Genomic DNA, 18,854 nt, shown 5'->3' with positions numbered 1-18,854 from the left:
GGCGCGGCAAGGCGTCAAGCATAGATTTGTAAGACCCCAGGGACCTCTCCGGAGCACAGTCATGACGAGCCGCACCGTGCTACCGCTCGACGACAGCCACGGCACGCTGGCCGCCCGTGCGGCACGCGGGATCGGGAGATGATATCCAGATGAACGGGATGGCGTTCGACCCATTCTTGAGTTCCCTGACCGATGCGGCGGAAATGGGTCTCGTCCTGCTTGACGGCGAGGGCCGCGCCGTTCTGTGGAACGCCTGGCTGGCCGAGGCGTCGGGTATTCCCGCCGCCGCCGCCGTGGGGCGCACCATTGCCGAGATATTTCCGTCTCTGTCCGAAGGGAGCGTCGCCGAGGCCATCGGCCTGGCGCTGGACGGCGGTCTGCCCCCCATGCTGTCCTCCTCGGCGGACAGCATGCTTTTTCCTTTGACACGAAGCGGATCTCGGCCGGACCGGCGCGTGGACATGCACCAGATCGTGGTGATAAAGCCACTGGAAGCCGGAGGGCGGCGGGCCGGGCTGGTGCAGATCTTCGACGTCACCAGCATGGCTTCGCGGGAAACGCAGTTGCGTCAGCAAGCCCTCACCATGGAGGCGCTGGCCGAGAATTACCGGCTGTCGGAATTGCACAACCGGGCCATCGTCGACAACACCGCCGATGCCATCGTGACCTTCAGCGAGGACGGGGCCATCGGGACCTATAATCCTTCGGCTGAGCGCATATTCGGCTATGCCCCGCCCGAGATCGTCGGTAAGCCAATCGCCCTGCTGATCCCGGAACTGGTGAGGCCAGACCCCTTCCTCGACCACCGTACCGAGGTGATCGGCGTGCGCAAGACCCGCGCGCACTTCCCGTTGGAACTATCGCTGGCGGCCATGGAACTGGGCGGGCAGCGCCTGTTCGTCGCCATCGGCCACGACATCACTCTGCGCAAGGCCAATGAAGCAGAACTGCTGAACCAGAGGGAATGGCTGACCACCCTGATCAATGCGCTGCCCGATCTGATTTGTTTCAAGGACGGTAAGGGCCGATGGCTGGTGGCCAACCAGTTCTACCTGGATCTGGTCGGGCTGGCGGGCGTGGACTATGTGGGACGGACGGGGCCGGAACTGGCGCGGCTGTCGCACAATTTTCAGGAATTCCTGACCTCGGCGAAAGAGACCGACGAACGGGCCTGGAAAGAGGGCAAGGCGCTCAGCTACGAGAAGACCATGGAGACGCCCAGCCGCGGCACCAAGGTTTTCGACATGCTGAAGATTCCGCTGTTCCATGCGGATGGAAAACGCCGCGGTCTGGTCCTGGTCGGACGCGATGTCACCGAACGCAAAATGACGGCGGCGCGGATCCAGCGCCTGGCCCATCACGATTCGCTGACCGATCTGCCCAACCGCGTTCTGTTCCAGGAGCGCCTGCGCCAAAGCCTGGCCCAGGCCAAGCGGTCGGGCTGGAAGCTGGCGTTGATGTTCCTCGACCTCGACAAGTTCAAGGACGTCAACGACACGCTGGGCCACCATGTGGGCGACTTGCTGCTGCGCGCCGTGGCCAAGCGCCTGATCCGCTGCGTGCGCGAGACCGATACCGTGGCCCGCCTGGGTGGCGACGAATTCGCGGTGCTTCTCACCAATCTCGATGATCTGGAAGGCGCCTCGCGGGTGGCGGAGACCATCATTGCCGGAATCAGCGACCCCTTCGGATTGGAGGAACACGAGGTCAGGACCAGCACCTCCATCGGCATCACCATCTATCCAGACGATTCCTCCGATGCCGAGCAATTGCTGAAGAATGCCGATCTGGCCATGTTCCGCTCCAAGGCCGAGGGGCGGAACAACTATCACTTCTATGTGGCCCAGATGGACGCCGAAGTCCGCGCCCGCAAGCTTGTCGAACACGATCTGCGTCTGGCGCTGGGGACCGAGCAACTGGAACTGCACTACCAGCCCCTGGTGGAGATGAGTACGCGGCGTATCGTGGGCTGCGAGGCCTTGCTGCGATGGAACCACCCGACGCGGGGATGGATGCCCCCCGGCGAGTTCATTCCCATCATCGAGCGCTCGGACCTGATCGGCCCGCTGGGGCGCTGGATTTTGCACCGCGCCTGCCAACAGGGCCGCGAATGGCAGAAGGATGGGCTGGAGCCCATGAAGATCGCCGTCAATCTGTCGCCCGCCCAGTTCAAGCAGACTCAGTCCATCATCTCCATGGTGGCCGATATTCTGGACCAGACCGGCTTTGCCCCCGATCAGCTCCAACTGGAGATCACCGAGGGCATCGCCATGCAGAACGTGGACGCCACCATCGAGGTGCTTCAGGGCCTGCGCGCCATGGGGGTGTTGATCTCCATCGACGATTTCGGCACTGGCTATTCCTCGCTGAACTATCTGAAGCGCTTTCCCGTGGACAAGCTGAAGATCGACCGCTCCTTCGTGGTGGATATCGGCCAGCATCCCGACAATGCCGCCGTGGTCCAGGCCATCGTCAATCTGGGCCATTCGCTGAGGACGCGGGTCAATGTCGAAGGCATCGAGACCCAGGAGCAGTTGGACTTCCTCCAGGCCCACAAAGTGGACGAGGCCCAGGGCTTCTATTTCAGCAAGGCGGTCCCCGCCGACCAGTTCGCCGAGCTGGTGCGCACCAAGAGCCCCTGGCCGCTGTAATGCGGGCAAGATGCCCGCGCTCCAAGTCCACCACTCATGGAGCGCGGCCGTCTCGGCCGCATCTGTTCTCTCACTCCCCCGTGTGGCTCAGCGCCTTTCTCAGGCGCCGCACGCCCAGCCAGACGGCGGCGGCCACCACGGGCAGGCCGATCAGTCCCGCCAGATCGTAATCCACCGGCAGCCCCACCGACTTCAGGCCCTTGGCGAGATAGCCGATCAGGCCCAGCAGATAGTAGCTGATGGCCACCACCGAGAGCCCTTCCACCGTCTCTTGCAGGCGCAGTTGCAACTCGGCGCGGCGGTTCATGGAGTTCAGCAGGTCGCGGTTCTTTTCTTCCAGGGCGATATCCACCCGGGTGCGCAGCAGGTCGCCGGCCCGCGATACCCGTGTGGCCAGCAATTGCTGGCGCTCGCTGACGGATTCGCAGGTCTTCATGGCCGGGCCTAGGCGCCGGTCGACGAATTCGGCGAAGGTTTGCAGGCCGGGGATGCGGTCTTCGCGCAATTCCTCGATGCGGCGGCAGACGATGGCGTAATAGGCCTTGGCCGCCGACAGGCGGAAGCTGGTGGCGGCGTCCAGGCGCTCGGCCTCGGCGGCCAGCCGGGTGAGGTGTTCCAGAAGGTCCCGGTCGTTCTGCTGCACAGCCGGGTCGGCCAGTTGGCTGACGATACCGGCCAGTTCGCGGTCGATGCGGGCGACTTCGGGGGCGGATTGGCGGGCCAGGGGAAAGGCCAGCAGCGCCATCATGCGATAGGTCTCGATCTCCAGAAGACGCTGGACCAGTCGCCCGGTCTGGCCCCGCGTCAGACCGCAATCCTTGAGCACCACGCGGGAAAAGCCGTCGGCATGCAGGCGGAAATCGGTCCAGGCCTCGCCCGCGCCCCACAGGACCTTGGCGCCCACCAGGGAATTGCCGTCGAACAGTGGTCCCAGATCGTCGGGCAGATCTTTGGCGACCAGCACATGGACGGCGGTCATGGCTTCGCCCGGCAGGGTCTCCATCCAATCGGCGGGGATCAGGTCCAGCGCCGTATGGGCAAAGCCGTCGTCGAACGGGTCGAAGCGCATCACCGTATAGGTGGAAAATTCCGAATGCCGTTCCCAGCGCAGGCGGAAGCCACCCAGATCGCGGATGAAGTAGCCCGCGCCGTCACCGGGGGGCTCGGCGCCGTGGCTGGCCAGCAAGCGGGCCAGATGGGCGCGCTCATGGTCGGGACTGGCGCCCACCATGGCCAGTTGCGAGGCCCGCACCGGGGCGGTCAGCAGTTCGTAGGGCCGGGCGTGGACCTCGCCAGCCAAGCTTCGCCTTTGGGCGTGTTCATTGAGCCTGATTGGCAAGCCGTCGGCCATTGCCCATATGTCTCCGATAAGAGATGCTGCTGTCTTCAGGTTTACACCACCCAGCCCCTTTCCGTCAGGAGCCTTTATGTCCAACCTCGCCGTGGCCCAGGATCTGTTCTTTACCCAAACCGGCCTGGATGCGGATGGCTTGCGCCGCGTCGTCGCCGAAGCCCTAATGGGCGCCGATGACGGCGAACTGTTCCTGGAATACCGGCAATCGGAATCCCTGGTCCTCGATGACGGCCAGATCAAGAGCGCCAGTTTCGACACCACCCAGGGCTTCGGCCTGCGCGCCGTGGCGGGCGAGGCGCACGGCTACGCCCATGGCTCGGACCTGTCCCTCGATGCCGTCCGCCGGGCGGCCCAGACGGTGCGCGCCGTGCGCTCGGGCCATGCGGGCACCATGGCCCAGGCCCCCGTGGGTGGGGCCAAGGCGCTGTATACCGAGGTCAATCCCCTGGCTCAAGTGCCCTTCGAAGACAAGGTTCGCCTGCTCGAAGAGATCGATTCCTATACCCGCTCCAAGGATAATCGGGTGCGGCAAGTGACGGCCTCCCTGGCCGGGTCGTGGCAGGCGGTGGCCATCTTGCGGGCCGACGGAACCCTGGCCGCCGATATCCGCCCCATGGTGCGGCTTGGCGTCAACGTGGTCCTGGCCGAGGGTGACCGCATGGAAACCGGCGGGCACGGCATGGGCGGGCGGATCGGCTATGGCGGCGTCATGGGTCTGGCCGACTGGCATCACTGTGCCGACGAGGCCTTGCGCCAGGCCTCGGTCAATCTCGGTTCCATCCCCGCTCCGGCGGGCGAGATGCCCGTGGTGCTGGGGCCCGGCTGGCCCGGCGTCATGCTGCACGAGGCTGTGGGGCATGGTCTGGAAGGCGATTTCAACCGCAAGTCCACTTCGGCCTTCACCGGCAAGATCGGCACCCGTGTCGCCTCGCCCGGCGTCACCGTGGTCGATGACGGCACCATTCCCGACCGGCGCGGCTCGCTGTCCATCGACGACGAGGGCACGGCCAGCTCGCGCACCGTGCTGATCGAGGACGGCATTCTGGTCGGCTATCTTCAGGACCGCATGAATGCCCGCCTGATGGGCGTGCCCGCCACCGGCAACGGGCGGCGCCAGTCCTATGCCCATGCCCCCATCCCGCGCATGACCAATACTTTCATGTTGGGAGGCGATAAGGACCCGGCCGAGATCATCGCCTCGGTGCCCAGGGGCATCTACGCCGTCAATTTCGGCGGCGGTCAGGTGGATATCACCAACGGAAAGTTCGTGTTTTCCGCCTCGGAAGCCTATCTCATCGAGAACGGCAAGGTGGGACCCGCGGTCAAGGGCGCCACCCTGATCGGCAACGGCCCGGATGCCATGACCCGCGTCACCCTGATCGGCAATGATCTGGCCCTTGACCCCGGTATCGGCACCTGCGGCAAGGACGGCCAGGGCGTTCCCGTCGGCGTGGGGCAGCCCACGCTGCGCATGGACGGGCTGACCGTGGGCGGAACGGCGGCCTGAGCCGGCTAGCCTCGGCGGGCCTGTAGCCTGCCGAGGCGGGCCTGATCGTAGCGCACCAGATCGTTGCGGCGGATCAGGGTGCGGATGGTCTGCACATAGGCATCGCCGCGCTCGGAATAGGTGGCCAGCGCCGCCGCCAGGGTATGGCCATCGGGGCGCGCCCCTTCGGCACGGGTCTGGGCGCGGACCCTGCGCAATCCGTCATAGGCCCGGTGGGTGTTGAGGTTGTGCACATAGGCGCGCACCGCCTCGTAGAGCGTGGTGAAGTTACGCATGCCGGTACCGTCGGCCGAGACTTCCACCGTATGGCCGAACAGATTGCGCGAGCGGCGCACCAGCTTCGACGTTCCCCAGCCCGATTCCTCGGCCGATTGGGCGAGCGCCAGGGAGGGCGGGACCACATCGACGCGGGACAGCAGCTTGCGCAGATTGCCGTCCTCCACATCGTAGCGTTGGGCAAGGTCGGCCAGCCAGGCCTGATCCGAGGCGGGAATATGCAGGCGGTTGGCCTTGCGGTTCATGATGTCGAGCAGACGCGACCGCTCGGCGGCGATTTCCTCGTCCACCACCAGAACCAGGGGCAGCATGACGCGCAGGAACACCGCCTTCTTGCCCTCGATATCGGGCAGGTCGTCGATGTCGCCGGGAACATTGGGCAGGAACAGCGGGGGCACATCCGACTGGCCCGCGGCGACCGCATCCAGGCGATAGCCCATGCGATCCAGTGCCAGATTGAGGCGGACGGCGCTGTTGACATCATCCCCGGTCAGTCCGGCCGCCTGCTGCGAAGCGGCGGCCTGGGCCTGGGGACGGGCCACCGCGACGGGCGCGGCGGTATCATGAAGTGCTATCCAGTAAAGACCGCCGACCGCGCCGAGAATGGCTGCGAAACTAAGGGCGGAAAATACTCGGGATCCGATCGACCCGATTCGCATATGGGGCTGCCTCCGTTTTGTTGCAGTGCAATATCGACGACGACCATAACCGAGGCGTTTGAGGTAAATCAACCAAAAACCGCCCGGCATACGAACATAAACGGAACACGCCCCGAGCCGGAGGCTCGGGGCGTGCCGCAAAAAACGAGACGGAAGAGACGGTTAATCGACGGCCTGCACGGCCATCACTTCGGGAACATAATACTTCAGCATGTTCTCGATACCGTGCTTCAGGGTGGCGCTGGACGAGGGGCAACCCGAACAGGCGCCCTGAAGGTGCAGGTAGACGATGCCGTCCTCGAAGGCGCGGAAGATGATATCGCCGCCGTCCTGGGCCACGGCCGGGCGCACGCGGGTGTCCAGCAGTTCCTTGATCTGCATGACGATGCCGTCATCGTCGCCCGAGGCGGAGGCGGCTTCCGAGCCGGGGTTGATGACGGGATCGCCGGAATTGTAGTGGTCCATGATGGCCGCCAGCACCTGGGGCTTGACCACCTGCCAGTCGGCGGAATCCGCCTTGGCCACGGTGATGAAGTCGGTGCCGAGAAACACGCTGCCCACGCCTTCGATGGCGAACAGGCGGGTGGCCAGAGGCGAGCCAGAGGCGCGCGAGGCCTCGGCGAAATCGGCGGTACCCTGTCCCATCACCACGGTGCCGGGGAGGAATTTCAGGGTGGCGGGATTGGGGGTGGGTTCGGTCTGGATGAACATGGGGGTCCTTACGCTTCGGAGCACGAAAACTGCTCCTAGTAGATGGCGAGCCCTATCTCCGAGTCAAGGAGTAGGATGAAACACACCGGCGCCCCGGCAACACCGGGGCGCCCGGCGATTGGGGGAAAATCCTCAGGTAATGGCGTCGATCTGATCGGGCGTCAGGCTGCCGGGCACCAGGGTCAGAGGTACGCGCAGCTTGCCGATATATTTGCCCGTCAGCGCCGTCACCAACGGGCCCGGCCCGCCCGGCCCGGTATCGGCGGCCAGCACCAGCACTGAGATGGACGGCTCTTCGCTGATCAGGGCGATGAGTTCGTCCCTGGGATTGCCTTCGCGCACGTGAAGCACCGGCAGATGGCCCGACATCTGATTGACGTCGCCCGCCAGACGGTTGAGCAATTCCTCGGCCGCCTCGCGCGCTTCGGCCCGCATCAGATTGCCGATGGAGGCGAAGTGTTCGTATTCGGTGGGTTCGATCACCCGCAACAGAGCCACCTGCCCATCCGAGGATTTGGCCCGGCGGCAGGCGAAACGAAGCGCCGCCTGCATCTCGGGCGAGTCGTCCACTACCACCAGGAACACGCGATTGGTCGGCATGATATCCTCCCCGGAAATTATCAGGCTTTCTTGAAGACCACCGCCGCCAGCCAGCCCGCCAGGGCGGCCAGCGCGATGGCGATGAGGCCGTAGGCCGCCGCCTGATGATGGGCGAAATCGAAGACATCGGCACCGATGCCGATCTTGCTGACCACCAGCGGCGTGGTTTGGGCGCTGATCACCTGTCCGCCAGCCATCAGATAGACTTCGACCATGTAGACGCCCACCGGCACATTGGCGGGGAAATGCACATCGGTGCGGAACAGGCGCTGGCTCAGCATGCCGATGTCCAGCACCTTGTCGCCGTACAGCCCCTTCTTCTGGTTCAGGCGGAACAGGGCCTGGCGGTACTGATCGGTGTCGGCGCCGCCGTCCTTGACCCGGATATCCAGGTCCAGATGGTCCAGCCCGATCTGGTGACGGTCCAGGATGGCGGGCGGGGCCAACTGGTCCAAGGGGCGGGTCGAGGCCACCTGATAGAAGGATGGAGCGTTATCCACCTTGGCGATGCCGGAATTGATCCAGATCCCGGCGGTGCGGTCCTTGCGCCGCAGGGTCTCGCCCTTGTGGGGACCGCGCACCACCACCACCACGTCGCCAGACTTGCCGCCGTCCATTTCCTCGATGGCGCCGAACAGCAGCACGTCGGTGCCCGCGAAGCCGGTGGTGATGGCCACCAGATGCTTGGACAAATCGGCGACCAGCGGTTCTACGGCACTTGCGGGGCCAAGCGGCAACAGCACCAACAGGGCAAGAAGCAGCTTTTTCATCAGTGCTTCCCCCCCGTCCCGGCGGCGAACAGCTCGCTCGGCACGGTGACCATGTCGAACAGCAGCTTGACGCAGACGGCCAGAACCATCAAGGCCAGCAGCGAGCGCAATTGCTCGCCCTTGAGCTTGACGCCGAAGCGGGCGCCGATCTGGGCCCCGATCACGCCGCCCAGCAGCAGCAGCAGGGCCAGCACCACATCCACCGTGTGGTTCATGGTCGATTGCAAGAAAGTGGCGTTGGCGGTGACGAAGATGATCTGGAACAGCGAGGTTCCCACCACCACTGCGGTCGGCATGCCCAGCAGATAGATCATGGCGGGCACCATGATGAATCCGCCGCCCACGCCCATCAGGGCCGCCAGGATGCCCACCAGCAGGCCGATGGCGGCCGGAACGATGGCGCTGATATAGAGCTGCGAACGGCGAAAGCGCATCTTGAAGGGCAGGCCGTGCATCCAGCTGTGTTGGTGCTTCTTACGCACCGGAACGGTGCCGCCATTGCGCTTGCTGGCCATCAGGGCCTGGATGCTTTCCACCAGCATCAGCGAGCCGACGATGCCGAGAAAAACGATGTAAAGCAGCGAGATGACCAGATCGATCTGGCCCAGGCCGCGCAGCCATTTGAAGACATAGACGCCCAAGGTCGAGCCGACGAAGCCGCCCAGCGTCAGGATCAGCCCCATCTTCACGTCAACATTGCCGCGCCGCCAATGGGCCAGCACGCCCGACACCGACGAGGCGACGATCTGGTTGGCCTCGGTCCCCACCGCCACGGTGGGCGGTACGCCCAGGAAAATCAGCAGCGGAGTCATCAGAAATCCGCCGCCGACCCCGAACAGGCCCGACATGAATCCCACTCCGCCGCCCAATCCAAGGATGACGAAGATGTTCACCGACATTTCGGCGATGGGAAGGTAGATCTGCATTCCTTCCGCCCCCTCTGCCCCTTGCACTCTCAACCGGCGCTTACGGGGCTCCTTGGTTGTCGCTCCAACCGGGGTATCATGGCAATAGGAATTTTACGTTTTTCTAATGTTAGCCCTATTTCAGCGCGGCCAACAACTCGGCGGCCTGCATGCGCACCCGAAGCGTGGCATAGCCTTGAGAGGCCAGATGGTTGGGCAGGAAGCTGGAATCGGGGGCGGCGCTCCACACCAGCCAGGGACGCAGGCGCGCCGCTCCGGCCAGTTGATCGACCATGCGGGTCCAGGCCTCGGTCTGACGGCGGTCGCTCAGCACCTTCTCGAAGTCGCGGCCCAATTCGCGCAGTACGATGGAATAGGCGTAAAGCCGCCCCTTATTGCCATAGAATACGCCGTCCACGCTGAAATCCAGCAGGACCGGGCGCTTATCCGCCAGATGGTGGTCGATGGCCTCGGTGACCTCGTCCAGATCGCGGATCAGCGCCTCGACCAATGCGGCCAGAGCTTCGGGCTTGCGCTCGAACGCGGCGGTTCCAGCGGCGACCATGTCGTTATAGAGGTCCAGCGAGCGCTGGGCGTTGCGGTACTGCTTTTCCGCCGAGGCGGTGGGCAGCCAGGATTTATGGGTGTCGAACTTCCACACCGTGCCGGGATATTTCAGCAGCCCGGCGGCGTGGTTGAGATTGACGTCGGTGCCGTTGGGACCGAAGGCCACGCCCTTCTCGGAATTCAGCGCGCCGACCACGCGCGCCAGTCCGCCCACCAGGCCAAGCTGGAAGGCGGGCATGTCGCGCAGCCAGGCGCCCGGCATGAAGAACGGGTCGTTGGCGTGCCACTTGTTGCTGTCCAACTCGCGGGTGATCAGGGCGGCGGCCACCGCCACACCGCGCGAGCGGGGCGCGGTCACGGTCGCGGACGTGAAGTCGGGATTGTCGTCCACCTTGCTGATCACCATCATGGCGATGGGAAAGACCAGCACCACGGTGATGGCGAAGGCCCACAGCACGAAGCGGCGCGACGGATGGCGCAGAACGGCCGCGATGCCAGCCAGGGCGGCGGCGACGGCGTTGAGCATGGATTCGGCGAAGCGCTGGGTCACGGCCGCAGGAACCCCACGATGTCGTAGACCTCGCGGATGATGGGGGCCGCGATGGCATCGGCCCGCTCGGCGCCCGAGCGCAGCACGGCATCGATATGATTGGTGTCGGTCATCAGACGCTTCATCTCGGTATTGATGGGGCCCAGCACCGAAACGGCCAGATCCACCAGTTCCTTCTTGAAGTCCGAGAACTGCTTGCCTTCGAATTGGGTCACCACCTGGATCTTCTCCTTGCCCGACAGCGCGGCGTAGATCCCCAGAAGGTTGGAGGCCTCGGGGCGGCCTTCAAGCCCCTCGAGAGTGGCGGGCAGGGGTTCGAGATCGGTCTTGGCCTTGCGGATCTTCAGGGCGATGGTGTCGGCGTCGTCGGTCATGTTGATGCGCGAGTAATCGCTTTCGTCCGACTTGCTCATCTTCTTGGCGCCGTCGCGCAGGCTCATGATGCGCGCGGCTTCCGGCGGAATGATGGGCTCGGGCAGGGGGAAGAACTCGACGCCGAAGTCGTTGTTGAACTTCTGGGCGGTGTCGCGGGCCAGTTCCAGATGCTGCTTCTGATCCTCGCCCACCGGTACATGGGTGGCCTTGTAGGTCAGGATGTCGGCGCTCATCAGATTGGGATAGGCGAACAGGCCGACCGAGGCATTCTCCTTGTGCTTGCCCGCCTTGTCCTTGAACTGGGTCATGCGGTTGAGCCAGCCCATGCGCGCCACGCAATTGAAGATCCAGGCCAACTGGGCATGGGCCGGAACCATGGACTGGTTGAAGACGATATGCTTGGCCGGGTCCACGCCCGCGGCGATCATGCCCGCGGTGACTTCGCGGATGTTGCGGGTCAGTTCTTTAGGGTCCTGCCACAAGGTGATGGCATGCATGTCGACGATGCAGAAGATGCACTCGTACTCATCTTGAAGCCGCACCCAGTTACGGATGGCGCCCAGGTAATTGCCGAGATGGAGGTTACCGGTGGGCTGGACGCCGGAAAAGATGCGCTTCATGACGAGGAATGACTCCGGGAATGGAATTTCAGGGGGTTAGGTATACTCCTGTCGGCGCACCGGTCAAGAACGCTGGCATGACAAGGATTGTCGCGGCGGGAGGCGGGTTGCCAAAGCGGGTCCGATCTGGCATCTATCCGGCCCTGGCCGATTTTACCTTGCGTTCCCGATCTTGGGTTGCCGGGCAATGCGCTGGTCGGCTAGGATCGTGATGTTGGAGTTAAAGTCCGCGTAGCTCAGCTGGATAGAGCACAAGTTTCCTCGTTTTATAAAACTGGGCGTTGCGACCGGAAACGACGCAACGGATTCGCTCAAAGTCGGGGAACGCTAGACGTACTTTCGTCTTGCCAATCCCGAGCCAAGCCCCGCAAGGGGAAGGTGTAGAGACTGGACGGGCGACACCTAAGGACTTTGGTCTATGGTGAAGGGACAGTCCAGACCACGAACGCCGAAAGGCGGCGGCGAAAGCCGAAGTGGTATGAAACTTGGGGCCGGGGGTTCGAGTCCCTCCGCGGACGCCAACAGCACTTCACCCGTTACATTACGACCGGCTATCCCGCTAGACGCTGGGAGGTCATGACGCGTTCGTTCCGCCCCATGTGGTCGAACCAGCGCCGCGCCAGATTGATCAGCGCGCGGCGTTCGATAGCGCCGGGGGCGCGGCTCTGCCAGGAAGTCAGCAGGCGGCGGGCCGACATGATGATGGCGGCATGTTCCCGCTGGGGGGGCTGGTCGCCGGCAAAATGGGATTCGATGGACCGCACCAGGGTTTCCAGGGCCTTGCCGATCACCTCGGGCGGAGCGCCCACCGAGCGGGCCACGTCGATCTCGTTGAGAAGGCTGATCACCTGCCGGTGTTCGGCATCGGCCAGGGCGTTGCCCACCGTATATCGATTGTCCCAGATGGCGATCATGTCCGAACCTTACGCTGCACTGCCTCCAAAGAGTGCCGCAGAAAGTCTTCAATGTTGATATGGGTAAACGGGTAGGGGGCGGTCCGGCCGGAGGAGGGAAAGCCTCACTCCGGCTAGGCCTTATTATGCTTCCGGTTATTCGGCGGCGGCGTTGCGGTCGCGGCCCACCGGATGGGTAAGGCGCGACAGCATCTCCTTCGGCACGACCTGCCAGAAGCGCGGTACTTCGCGGTCCCAATCGGCCAGCAGGGATTCCGCCCAGGCCGAGCCGGTGACGGCGGCATGTTCCTGCACCAGGGATTTCAGCACGCCTTCCCAGTGGGGCGTCTCCAGGCGTTGCCAGATGACGCTTTCCGGGTTGACGCGTTTAGCGAAGCTTTGATCCGAGTCATAGACGAAGGCCATTCCGCCCGTCATGCCCGCGGCGAAGTTGGCGCCCACCGGCCCCAAGATCACGGCGGTGCCGCCGGTCATGTATTCGCAGCCATTGGAGCCGCAGCCCTCGATCACCGTCTCGGCGCCGGAATTACGCACAGCGAAGCGCTCGCCCGCCTGACCGGCGGCGAAGAGCTTTCCCGCTGTAGCGCCGTACAGCACCGTGTTGCCGATGATGGTGTTCTGGTTGCTTTTCAGGTTGGAGGCCACGGGCGGGCGCACGATGATGGTGCCGCCCGACAGGCCCTTGCCCACATAGTCGTTGGAATCGCCGAACACTTCGAGCGTCAGGCCCTGCACCGCGAAGGCCCCCAGGCTTTGCCCCGCCGAGCCGCGCAAGCGCACGGTGACATGGCCGGGTTCCAGCCCCGTCATGCCGTGGCGCTTGAAGATCTTGTGGGACAGCTTGGTGCCGATGGCGCGCTGGACGTTTCGCACATTGTAGTCCAGCTGCATCTTCTCGCCGTCTTCCAGGGCGGGCTTGGCGTCGATGATCATCTGGGCGTCCAAGGTCTCGGGCACTTCCTGGGTCTTGTCCTCGACGCAATAGCGGGGGAATCCGCCCGTATCGGCCTGGGCCAGCAGCGGGTTCAAGTCCAGATCGTCCAGATGGCTGGCGCCTCGGCTGACCTGATGCAGCATGTCGGCGCGGCCGATGATCTCGGCCAGCGAACGCACACCCAGCGAGGCGAGGATTTCGCGGACCTCCTCGGCGATGAAGCTGAACAGGTTGACCACCTTCTCCGGGCTGCCAGTGAACTTCTCGCGCAAGGAGAGGTCCTGGGTGCAGACGCCGACGGGGCAGGTGTTGGAATGGCACTGGCGCACCATGATGCAGCCCATGGCCACCAGCGAGCTGGTGCCGATGCCGAACTCCTCGGCGCCCAGCATGGCGGCGATGACGATGTCGCGGCCGGTCTTGAGGCCGCCGTCGGTGCGCAGCTTCACGCGATGGCGCAGACGGTTCAGCGTCAGGACCTGATGGGCCTCGGACAGGCCCAGTTCCCAGGGCAGGCCCGCGAATTTGATGGAGGTCTGGGGCGAGGCGCCCGTGCCGCCCACATGGCCGGAGACCAAAATGGTGTCGGCCTTGGCCTTGGCCACGCCAGCCGCCACCGTGCCGATGCCGGAACGGCTCACCAGCTTCACCGTGACGCGGGCCTGGGGATTGATCTGCTTCAGGTCGTAGATGAGCTGGGCCAGATCCTCGATGGAATAGATGTCGTGGTGGGGCGGCGGGCTGATCAGCATGACGCCGGGCGTGGCATGGCGCAGCTTGGCGATTTCCACCGTCACCTTGAAGCCGGGAAGCTGGCCGCCCTCGCCGGGCTTGGCGCCCTGGGCCACCTTGATCTCGATCTCGCGGCACATATTGAGGTATTCGGCGGTGACTCCGAACCGGCCGGACGCGATCTGCTTGACCGCCGAATTGGCGTTGTCGCCGTTGGGGCGCGGGCGGTAACGCTCGCGGTCCTCGCCGCCCTCGCCCGACACCGACTTGGCGCCGATACGGTTCATGGCGATATTCAGCGTTCCGTGGGCCTCGGGGCTCAGCGCGCCGAGCGACATGCCCGGCGTCAGGAAGCGCTTCCTGATCTCGGTGATGCTTTCCACCTCGTCCAGGCTGATGGGCGCGCCAGCGGGCTTTAAGTCCAAAAGATCGCGGATGGTGATGGGCGGCAAGCGGCGCATGCCGTCCGAGTACTTCTTGTAGGTGGCGTAGGAATCGCTGGCCACCGCCGTTTGCAGCAGGTGGATCAGCGTGCCGTCGAAGGAATGGGCCTCCGAGCCGCGCCGCACCCGATAGAAGCCGCCGATGGGCAGGGCGGGGGCGGGGCCGGTGAAGCCGGTAGCGTGCTGTTCGACCGTCTTCTTCTGGATACCGGAGAGGCCGATGCCGGAGATGCGGCTGGTCATGCCGGGGAAGAACTCGGCCACCAGGGTGCGCGACAGGCCAACCGCTTCGAAATTATAGCCTCCGCGATAGGAACTGACGATGGAGATGCCCATCTTGGCCATGATCTTGAGCAGCCCCTGGTCCAGGGCGTACTTGTAGCGCCGCACACATTCCTCCAGCGGCATGGAGCCGAACAGGCCTCTGCGCTGGCGCTCGGCGATGGCTTCCTGGGCCAGATAGGCGTTCACCGTGGTGGCGCCCACGCCGATCAGCACGGCGAAGTAATGCACGTCCAGGCACTCGCCCGAGCGCACATTGAGCGAGGTCCAGGTGCGCAAGGAAAGGCGCACCAGATGGGAGTGCACGCCGCCCGCGGCCAAAATCATCGGGATGGCGGCGCGTGATTCGCCGATCCCCTCGTCGGTGAGGATCAGATGGGTGCAGCCGCCCCTGACGGCTTCTTCGGATTCGCGGCGCACGCGGGCCAGGGCATCACGCAGAGCCTCGATGCCGCCCTTGGGATCAAAGGTGCAGTCGATGGCCGCCGCCGCCTCGCCCATATATTTGCGCATGGCGGCGAACTCAGCGTTGGACAGGACGGGGCTTTCCAACTGCAGCAGATCGCACTGGCTCTCATCCTCGTCGAGGATGTTGCCCAGATTGCCCAGCCGGGTGCGCAAGGACATCACCCGGGATTCGCGAAGTGAATCGATGGGCGGATTGGTGACTTGGCTGAAGTTCTGCTTGAAGAAGTGGTGCAGGCCGCGATAGCCCGCCGACAGCACCGCCAGCGGCGTGTCGTCGCCCATGGAGCCGATGGCCTCCTTGGCGTCCTCGACCATGGGGTGGAGAATCAGCTCCATGTCTTCCATGGTCATGCCATAGGCGGCCTGACGGCGGCGCAATTCGTCCGAGGACAGTTCGGCCGGTTCGGGCGCCCCGGTCTTGACCAGGCTGTCCAGTTCGGTGATGCGCTTGATCCAGGCGGAATAGTTGCGGCGCGACGCCAGCAGATCCTTGATCTCGGTGTCGCGGTAGAACTTACCCGCGTCCAGGTCGATGGCGATGCTTTGGCCCGGTCCGACCCGGCCTTTCTCCACCACGTCGCAATCCTTGACCTTCACCATGCCGGTCTCGGAGCCCAGGATCAGCAAGCCGGTCTTGGTGATGGTGAAGCGCATGGGGCGCAGCCCATTGCGGTCGACACCCGCCACCGCCCAGGACCCGTCGGTGGCGCAGATGGCCGCCGGGCCGTCCCAGGGCTCGATCACCGAGTTGCAATAGCCGAAGAAGGTGCGGTGCGCCTCGGGCATCAGGGCGTTGGAGCCCAGGCTTTCCGGGATCAACATCTGCTTGACCAGGGGCGCGGGGCGGCCAGCGCGGCACATGACCTCGAAGACATTGTCGAGAGCGGCGGAATCCGAGCCGCCCGGCTGCACCACGGGCTTGAGGTCGTCCATGGAGGCGCCGAACACTTCGTGTTCCATGCGCGGCTCGTGGGCCTTCATCCAGTTGATGTTGCCGGTGAGAGTGTTGATCTCGCCGTTATGGGCCAGCATGCGGAAGGGCTGGGCCAGACGCCAGGTGGGGAAGGTGTTGGTGGAATAGCGCTGGTGATAGATGGCAAAGCGCGACACGAAGCGCTTGTCCAGCAGATCGGGATAGAAGCTGGTCAACTGTTCGGCCAGGAACATGCCCTTGTAGATGATGGAGCGGCACGACAGCGAGCAGATGTAGAAATCGGTGATGTGATTGCCCAGAACCCGCTTCTCGATGCGCCTCCGGATGACGAACAGATCGGCCTCGAACCGCTCCTCCGACTTGCCCAGCGTGTTGGCGATCATGATCTGCTCGATCTCGGGCCGGGTGGCATTGGCCTTCTCGCCGATGATGGAGACGTCCACCGGCACCTGACGCCAGCCATAGATGGAATAGCCGAAATTCAGGATCTCGGTCTCGACGATGCAGCGGCAATTCTCCTGGGCGCCCAGATCGGTCTTGGGCAGGAAGACCATGCCCACCGCCAGGCGTCCGGCGGCTACCGCATGCCCGGAATTGGCCACATGTTCCTTGAAGAAATCCTGGGGGATTTCCACATGGATGCCCGCGCCGTCGCCGGTCTTGCCGTCGGCGTCCACCGCGCCTCGATGGAACAGCACGGACAGGGCCTGGATACCGGCTTCGACCACGTCACGCCGGGGCTTGCCGTCCAGCGCCGCCACCATGCCGACGCCGCAGGCGTCGTGCGGGCTTGTGTCGATACCGGCGGATTCCAGGATCTCCTGGTTGGCGAGGTATTGGGCGACGAAATCGGACATAGTGCTCTCCTCGGCCTCGGCGGCCTGTCCCAAACGGTGTTTTCACCACGAAGGCTCGAAGACACGAAGAAAAGCGGAAGAAAACTTTTCTTCTTTAACCTTCGCGCCTTCGTGCCTTCGTGGTTAATCCCAATCTACTCGGCGGCCTTCATCGCCACGCCCGAGACGTAGCGGTGAATGCTTTCCGCGGCGTCGCGGCCGTCCTTGATGGCCCAGACCACCAGCGAGGCGCCGCGCACGATGTCGCCCGCGCCGAACACGCCGGGAAGGCTGGCCATCAAGTCGCCATCGGTCTCGACGGTGCCCCATTTGGAGACCTTGAGTTCGGGCGCGCCGAACAGGGCGGGGACGTCCTCGGGATCAAATCCCAATGCGGCGATGACCATGTCGGCGGGAAGCTGAAAGCCCGACCCCTCGATGGCCACCGGGCTTTGGCGGCCCGAAGCATCGGGCATGCCCAGATGCATGCGGACAGCCTTGACGCCCTCGGCCTTGGCCTTGCCGTTCACCATTTCGGGAGCGGCCATCCAGACGAATTCGACGCCCTCCTCCTCGGCATGGGCCACTTCGCGCTTGGAGCCGGGCATGTTGGCCCGGTCACGGCGATAGAGGCACTTCACCGACTTGGCGCCCTGGCGGATGGCGGTGCGCACGCAATCCATGGCGGTGTCGCCGCCGCCGATGACGACGACATTCTTGCCCTTGGCGTCGAGGCTTTCGACCGTGTCGCCCAGGTCGCGGCGATTCTGGGCGATAAGATAATCGAGCGCGGCATGCACGCCGGGCAGGTCCGAGCCGGGTATGCCCAGCGGCTTGGCCTTGTAGACGCCGGTGGCGATCAGCACCGCGTCATGGCGCTTGCGCAGCTCGGCGAAGCTCACGGTCTTGCCGATCTCCACGCCGGTTTCGAATTTGACGCCCGCCTCGGCCAGCAGGCGGATGCGGCGCTCGACCACGTCCTTTTCCAGCTTGAAGCCGGGAATGCCATAGATCAGCAACCCGCCCATGCGGTCATGACGGTCATAGACGGTGACGGAATGGCCCTTGCGGCGCAAGCTTTCAGCCGCCGCCAGACCGGCCGGGCCGCCGCCGATGATTCCGACCGAACGGCCCGATTCGACACCGGCCAGCACCGGCTTGACCCATCCTTGGGCGAAGGCGGTTTCGGTGATGTGCTTCTCCACCGCGCCGATGGTGACATTGCCGTGGGTCGACTGCTCCAGCACGCAATTGCCCTCGCACAGGCGGTCCTGGGGGCAAATGCGGCCACAGATCTCGGGAAAGGTGTTGGTGGAGGATGAGACGGCATAGGCCTCCTCCATCCGGTCCTGCGCCACCAGCATCAGCCAGTCAGGCACATTGTTGCCCAGGGGACAGTGGATGGAGCAGAACGGGATGCCGCATTGCTCGCAGCGCGATGCCTGTTCAGCCGCCCTCTCGGTTTCGAAGGCGGTGCTGATCTCGCCGAAATCCTTGCGGCGTTCGGCGGCGCCGCGCTTGTCGGGCTGGCGCTGATGAAGATGGGTGAATTGCAGCATCTTGCGGGGCATGGCGATTCCTCGATCCCTGGAGGTCGTGGCGGGGAAAATACGGCATAATCCATGACCAATCAACGAGAATCGCAACAAATGGTCAGCATAACTGTCTTAAAAACGGCGAGAGCAGGTGCGAATGGGTGGTTTCTTGCCGGGATGGCGGCGAAGCGGCGCAAGAAATAGTACCGTATCGGCCCTTTCTCCATCCCT

Annotated in this window: 13 protein-coding genes; 2 read left to right on the top strand and 11 right to left on the bottom strand. The window is 64.3% G+C overall.

What is annotated here, in order from left to right; genetic code table 11:
* Positions 1 to 149: 149 nt before the first annotated feature.
* Positions 150 to 2,651, top strand: coding sequence for a sensor domain-containing protein (locus CCC_RS14515; RefSeq protein WP_009868746.1), 2,502 nt, complete (start codon positions 150 to 152; stop codon positions 2,649 to 2,651).
* Positions 2,652 to 2,721: 70 nt separating this feature from the next.
* Here CCC_RS14515 and CCC_RS14510 read toward each other — a convergent pair whose 3' ends face one another.
* Complete coding sequence (locus tag CCC_RS14510; RefSeq protein ID WP_041041945.1) at positions 2,722 to 4,002, bottom strand: DUF3422 family protein; 1,281 nt, start codon at positions 4,000 to 4,002, stop codon at positions 2,722 to 2,724.
* A 76-nt stretch (positions 4,003 to 4,078) separates the two neighbouring features.
* Between CCC_RS14510 and tldD the strand changes: the two genes are divergently transcribed.
* Positions 4,079 to 5,512 carry a metalloprotease TldD gene (tldD, locus tag CCC_RS14505; protein ID WP_009868748.1) on the top strand — a complete coding sequence of 478 codons (1,434 nt, stop codon included), beginning with the start codon at positions 4,079 to 4,081 and terminating at the stop codon, positions 5,510 to 5,512.
* Positions 5,513 to 5,517: 5 nt separating this feature from the next.
* Here the strand turns inward: tldD and CCC_RS14500 are convergent, their stop codons facing one another.
* The 10 genes from CCC_RS14500 to CCC_RS14455 all read right to left on the bottom strand — a co-directional run bounded on the left by CCC_RS14500 (position 5,518) and on the right by CCC_RS14455 (position 18,659).
* Positions 5,518 to 6,447 carry a glucosaminidase domain-containing protein gene (locus CCC_RS14500; RefSeq protein ID WP_236686392.1) on the bottom strand — a complete coding sequence of 310 codons (930 nt, stop codon included), beginning with the start codon at positions 6,445 to 6,447 and terminating at the stop codon, positions 5,518 to 5,520.
* Positions 6,448 to 6,609: 162 nt separating this feature from the next.
* Positions 6,610 to 7,158: a NifU family protein gene (locus CCC_RS14495; RefSeq protein ID WP_009868750.1), complete on the bottom strand. Its 549-nt coding sequence runs from the start codon at positions 7,156 to 7,158 to the stop codon at positions 6,610 to 6,612.
* A 132-nt stretch (positions 7,159 to 7,290) separates the two neighbouring features.
* A complete protein-coding gene (locus CCC_RS14490) occupies positions 7,291 to 7,758 on the bottom strand; it encodes a universal stress protein (protein WP_009868751.1) in 468 nt (155 codons plus the stop codon).
* A gap of 20 nt (positions 7,759 to 7,778) precedes the next feature.
* Positions 7,779 to 8,528: a TIGR02186 family protein gene (locus CCC_RS14485; protein ID WP_009868752.1), complete on the bottom strand. Its 750-nt coding sequence runs from the start codon at positions 8,526 to 8,528 to the stop codon at positions 7,779 to 7,781.
* Entirely contained in the window at positions 8,528 to 9,454 is a 927-nt protein-coding gene (locus CCC_RS14480) for a sulfite exporter TauE/SafE family protein (RefSeq protein WP_009868753.1), read from the bottom strand. Before CCC_RS14480 ends, CCC_RS14485 begins: the two co-directional genes overlap by 1 nt.
* Before the next feature lie 115 nt (positions 9,455 to 9,569).
* Complete coding sequence (locus CCC_RS14475; protein WP_041041944.1) at positions 9,570 to 10,550, bottom strand: DUF2333 family protein; 981 nt, start codon at positions 10,548 to 10,550, stop codon at positions 9,570 to 9,572.
* Positions 10,547 to 11,545 (bottom strand): tryptophan--tRNA ligase, encoded by a 999-nt coding sequence (gene trpS / locus CCC_RS14470; protein ID WP_009868528.1) that lies wholly within the window; start codon positions 11,543 to 11,545, stop codon positions 10,547 to 10,549. The genes CCC_RS14475 and trpS overlap by 4 nt, the downstream gene beginning before the upstream one ends.
* Positions 11,546 to 12,096: 551 nt before the next feature.
* A complete protein-coding gene (locus CCC_RS14465) occupies positions 12,097 to 12,459 on the bottom strand; it encodes a hemerythrin domain-containing protein (protein ID WP_009868527.1) in 363 nt (120 codons plus the stop codon).
* Positions 12,460 to 12,594: 135 nt separating this feature from the next.
* The gene (gene gltB, locus CCC_RS14460; RefSeq protein ID WP_152619785.1) at positions 12,595 to 17,109 is read right to left on the bottom strand and encodes a glutamate synthase large subunit; all 4,515 of its coding nucleotides are present in this window, start codon (positions 17,107 to 17,109) and stop codon (positions 12,595 to 12,597) included.
* A gap of 134 nt (positions 17,110 to 17,243) precedes the next feature.
* The gene (locus tag CCC_RS14455) at positions 17,244 to 18,659 is read right to left on the bottom strand and encodes an NAD(P)-dependent oxidoreductase (RefSeq protein ID WP_009868525.1); all 1,416 of its coding nucleotides are present in this window, start codon (positions 18,657 to 18,659) and stop codon (positions 17,244 to 17,246) included.
* Positions 18,660 to 18,854 lie beyond the last annotated feature (195 nt).

Source organism: Paramagnetospirillum magnetotacticum MS-1 (assembly GCF_000829825.1).
In the GTDB taxonomy this organism is placed as follows: domain Bacteria; phylum Pseudomonadota; class Alphaproteobacteria; order Rhodospirillales; family Magnetospirillaceae; genus Phaeospirillum; species Phaeospirillum magnetotacticum.
This window is presented reverse-complemented; position numbering and strand designations above follow the sequence as displayed.

Excerpts from the sequence above, each read along its gene's own strand:
- CCC_RS14490 (WP_009868751.1), bottom strand. The coding sequence starts at position 7,758 with ATGCCGACCAATCGCGTGTTCCTGGTGGTAGTGGACGACTCGCCCGAG.
- CCC_RS14455 (WP_009868525.1), bottom strand. The coding sequence starts at position 18,659 with ATGCCCCGCAAGATGCTGCAATTCACCCATCTTCATCAGCGCCAGCCC.
- CCC_RS14510 (WP_041041945.1), bottom strand. The coding sequence starts at position 4,002 with ATGGCCGACGGCTTGCCAATCAGGCTCAATGAACACGCCCAAAGGCGA.
- CCC_RS14480 (WP_009868753.1), bottom strand. The coding sequence starts at position 9,454 with ATGCAGATCTACCTTCCCATCGCCGAAATGTCGGTGAACATCTTCGTC.
- trpS (WP_009868528.1), bottom strand. The coding sequence starts at position 11,545 with ATGAAGCGCATCTTTTCCGGCGTCCAGCCCACCGGTAACCTCCATCTC.
- CCC_RS14485 (WP_009868752.1), bottom strand. The coding sequence starts at position 8,528 with ATGAAAAAGCTGCTTCTTGCCCTGTTGGTGCTGTTGCCGCTTGGCCCC.
- CCC_RS14500 (WP_236686392.1), bottom strand. The coding sequence starts at position 6,447 with ATGCGAATCGGGTCGATCGGATCCCGAGTATTTTCCGCCCTTAGTTTC.
- tldD (WP_009868748.1), top strand. The coding sequence starts at position 4,079 with ATGTCCAACCTCGCCGTGGCCCAGGATCTGTTCTTTACCCAAACCGGC.
- CCC_RS14495 (WP_009868750.1), bottom strand. The coding sequence starts at position 7,158 with ATGTTCATCCAGACCGAACCCACCCCCAATCCCGCCACCCTGAAATTC.
- CCC_RS14465 (WP_009868527.1), bottom strand. The coding sequence starts at position 12,459 with ATGATCGCCATCTGGGACAATCGATATACGGTGGGCAACGCCCTGGCC.
- CCC_RS14515 (WP_009868746.1), top strand. The coding sequence starts at position 150 with ATGAACGGGATGGCGTTCGACCCATTCTTGAGTTCCCTGACCGATGCG.
- gltB (WP_152619785.1), bottom strand. The coding sequence starts at position 17,109 with ATGTCCGATTTCGTCGCCCAATACCTCGCCAACCAGGAGATCCTGGAA.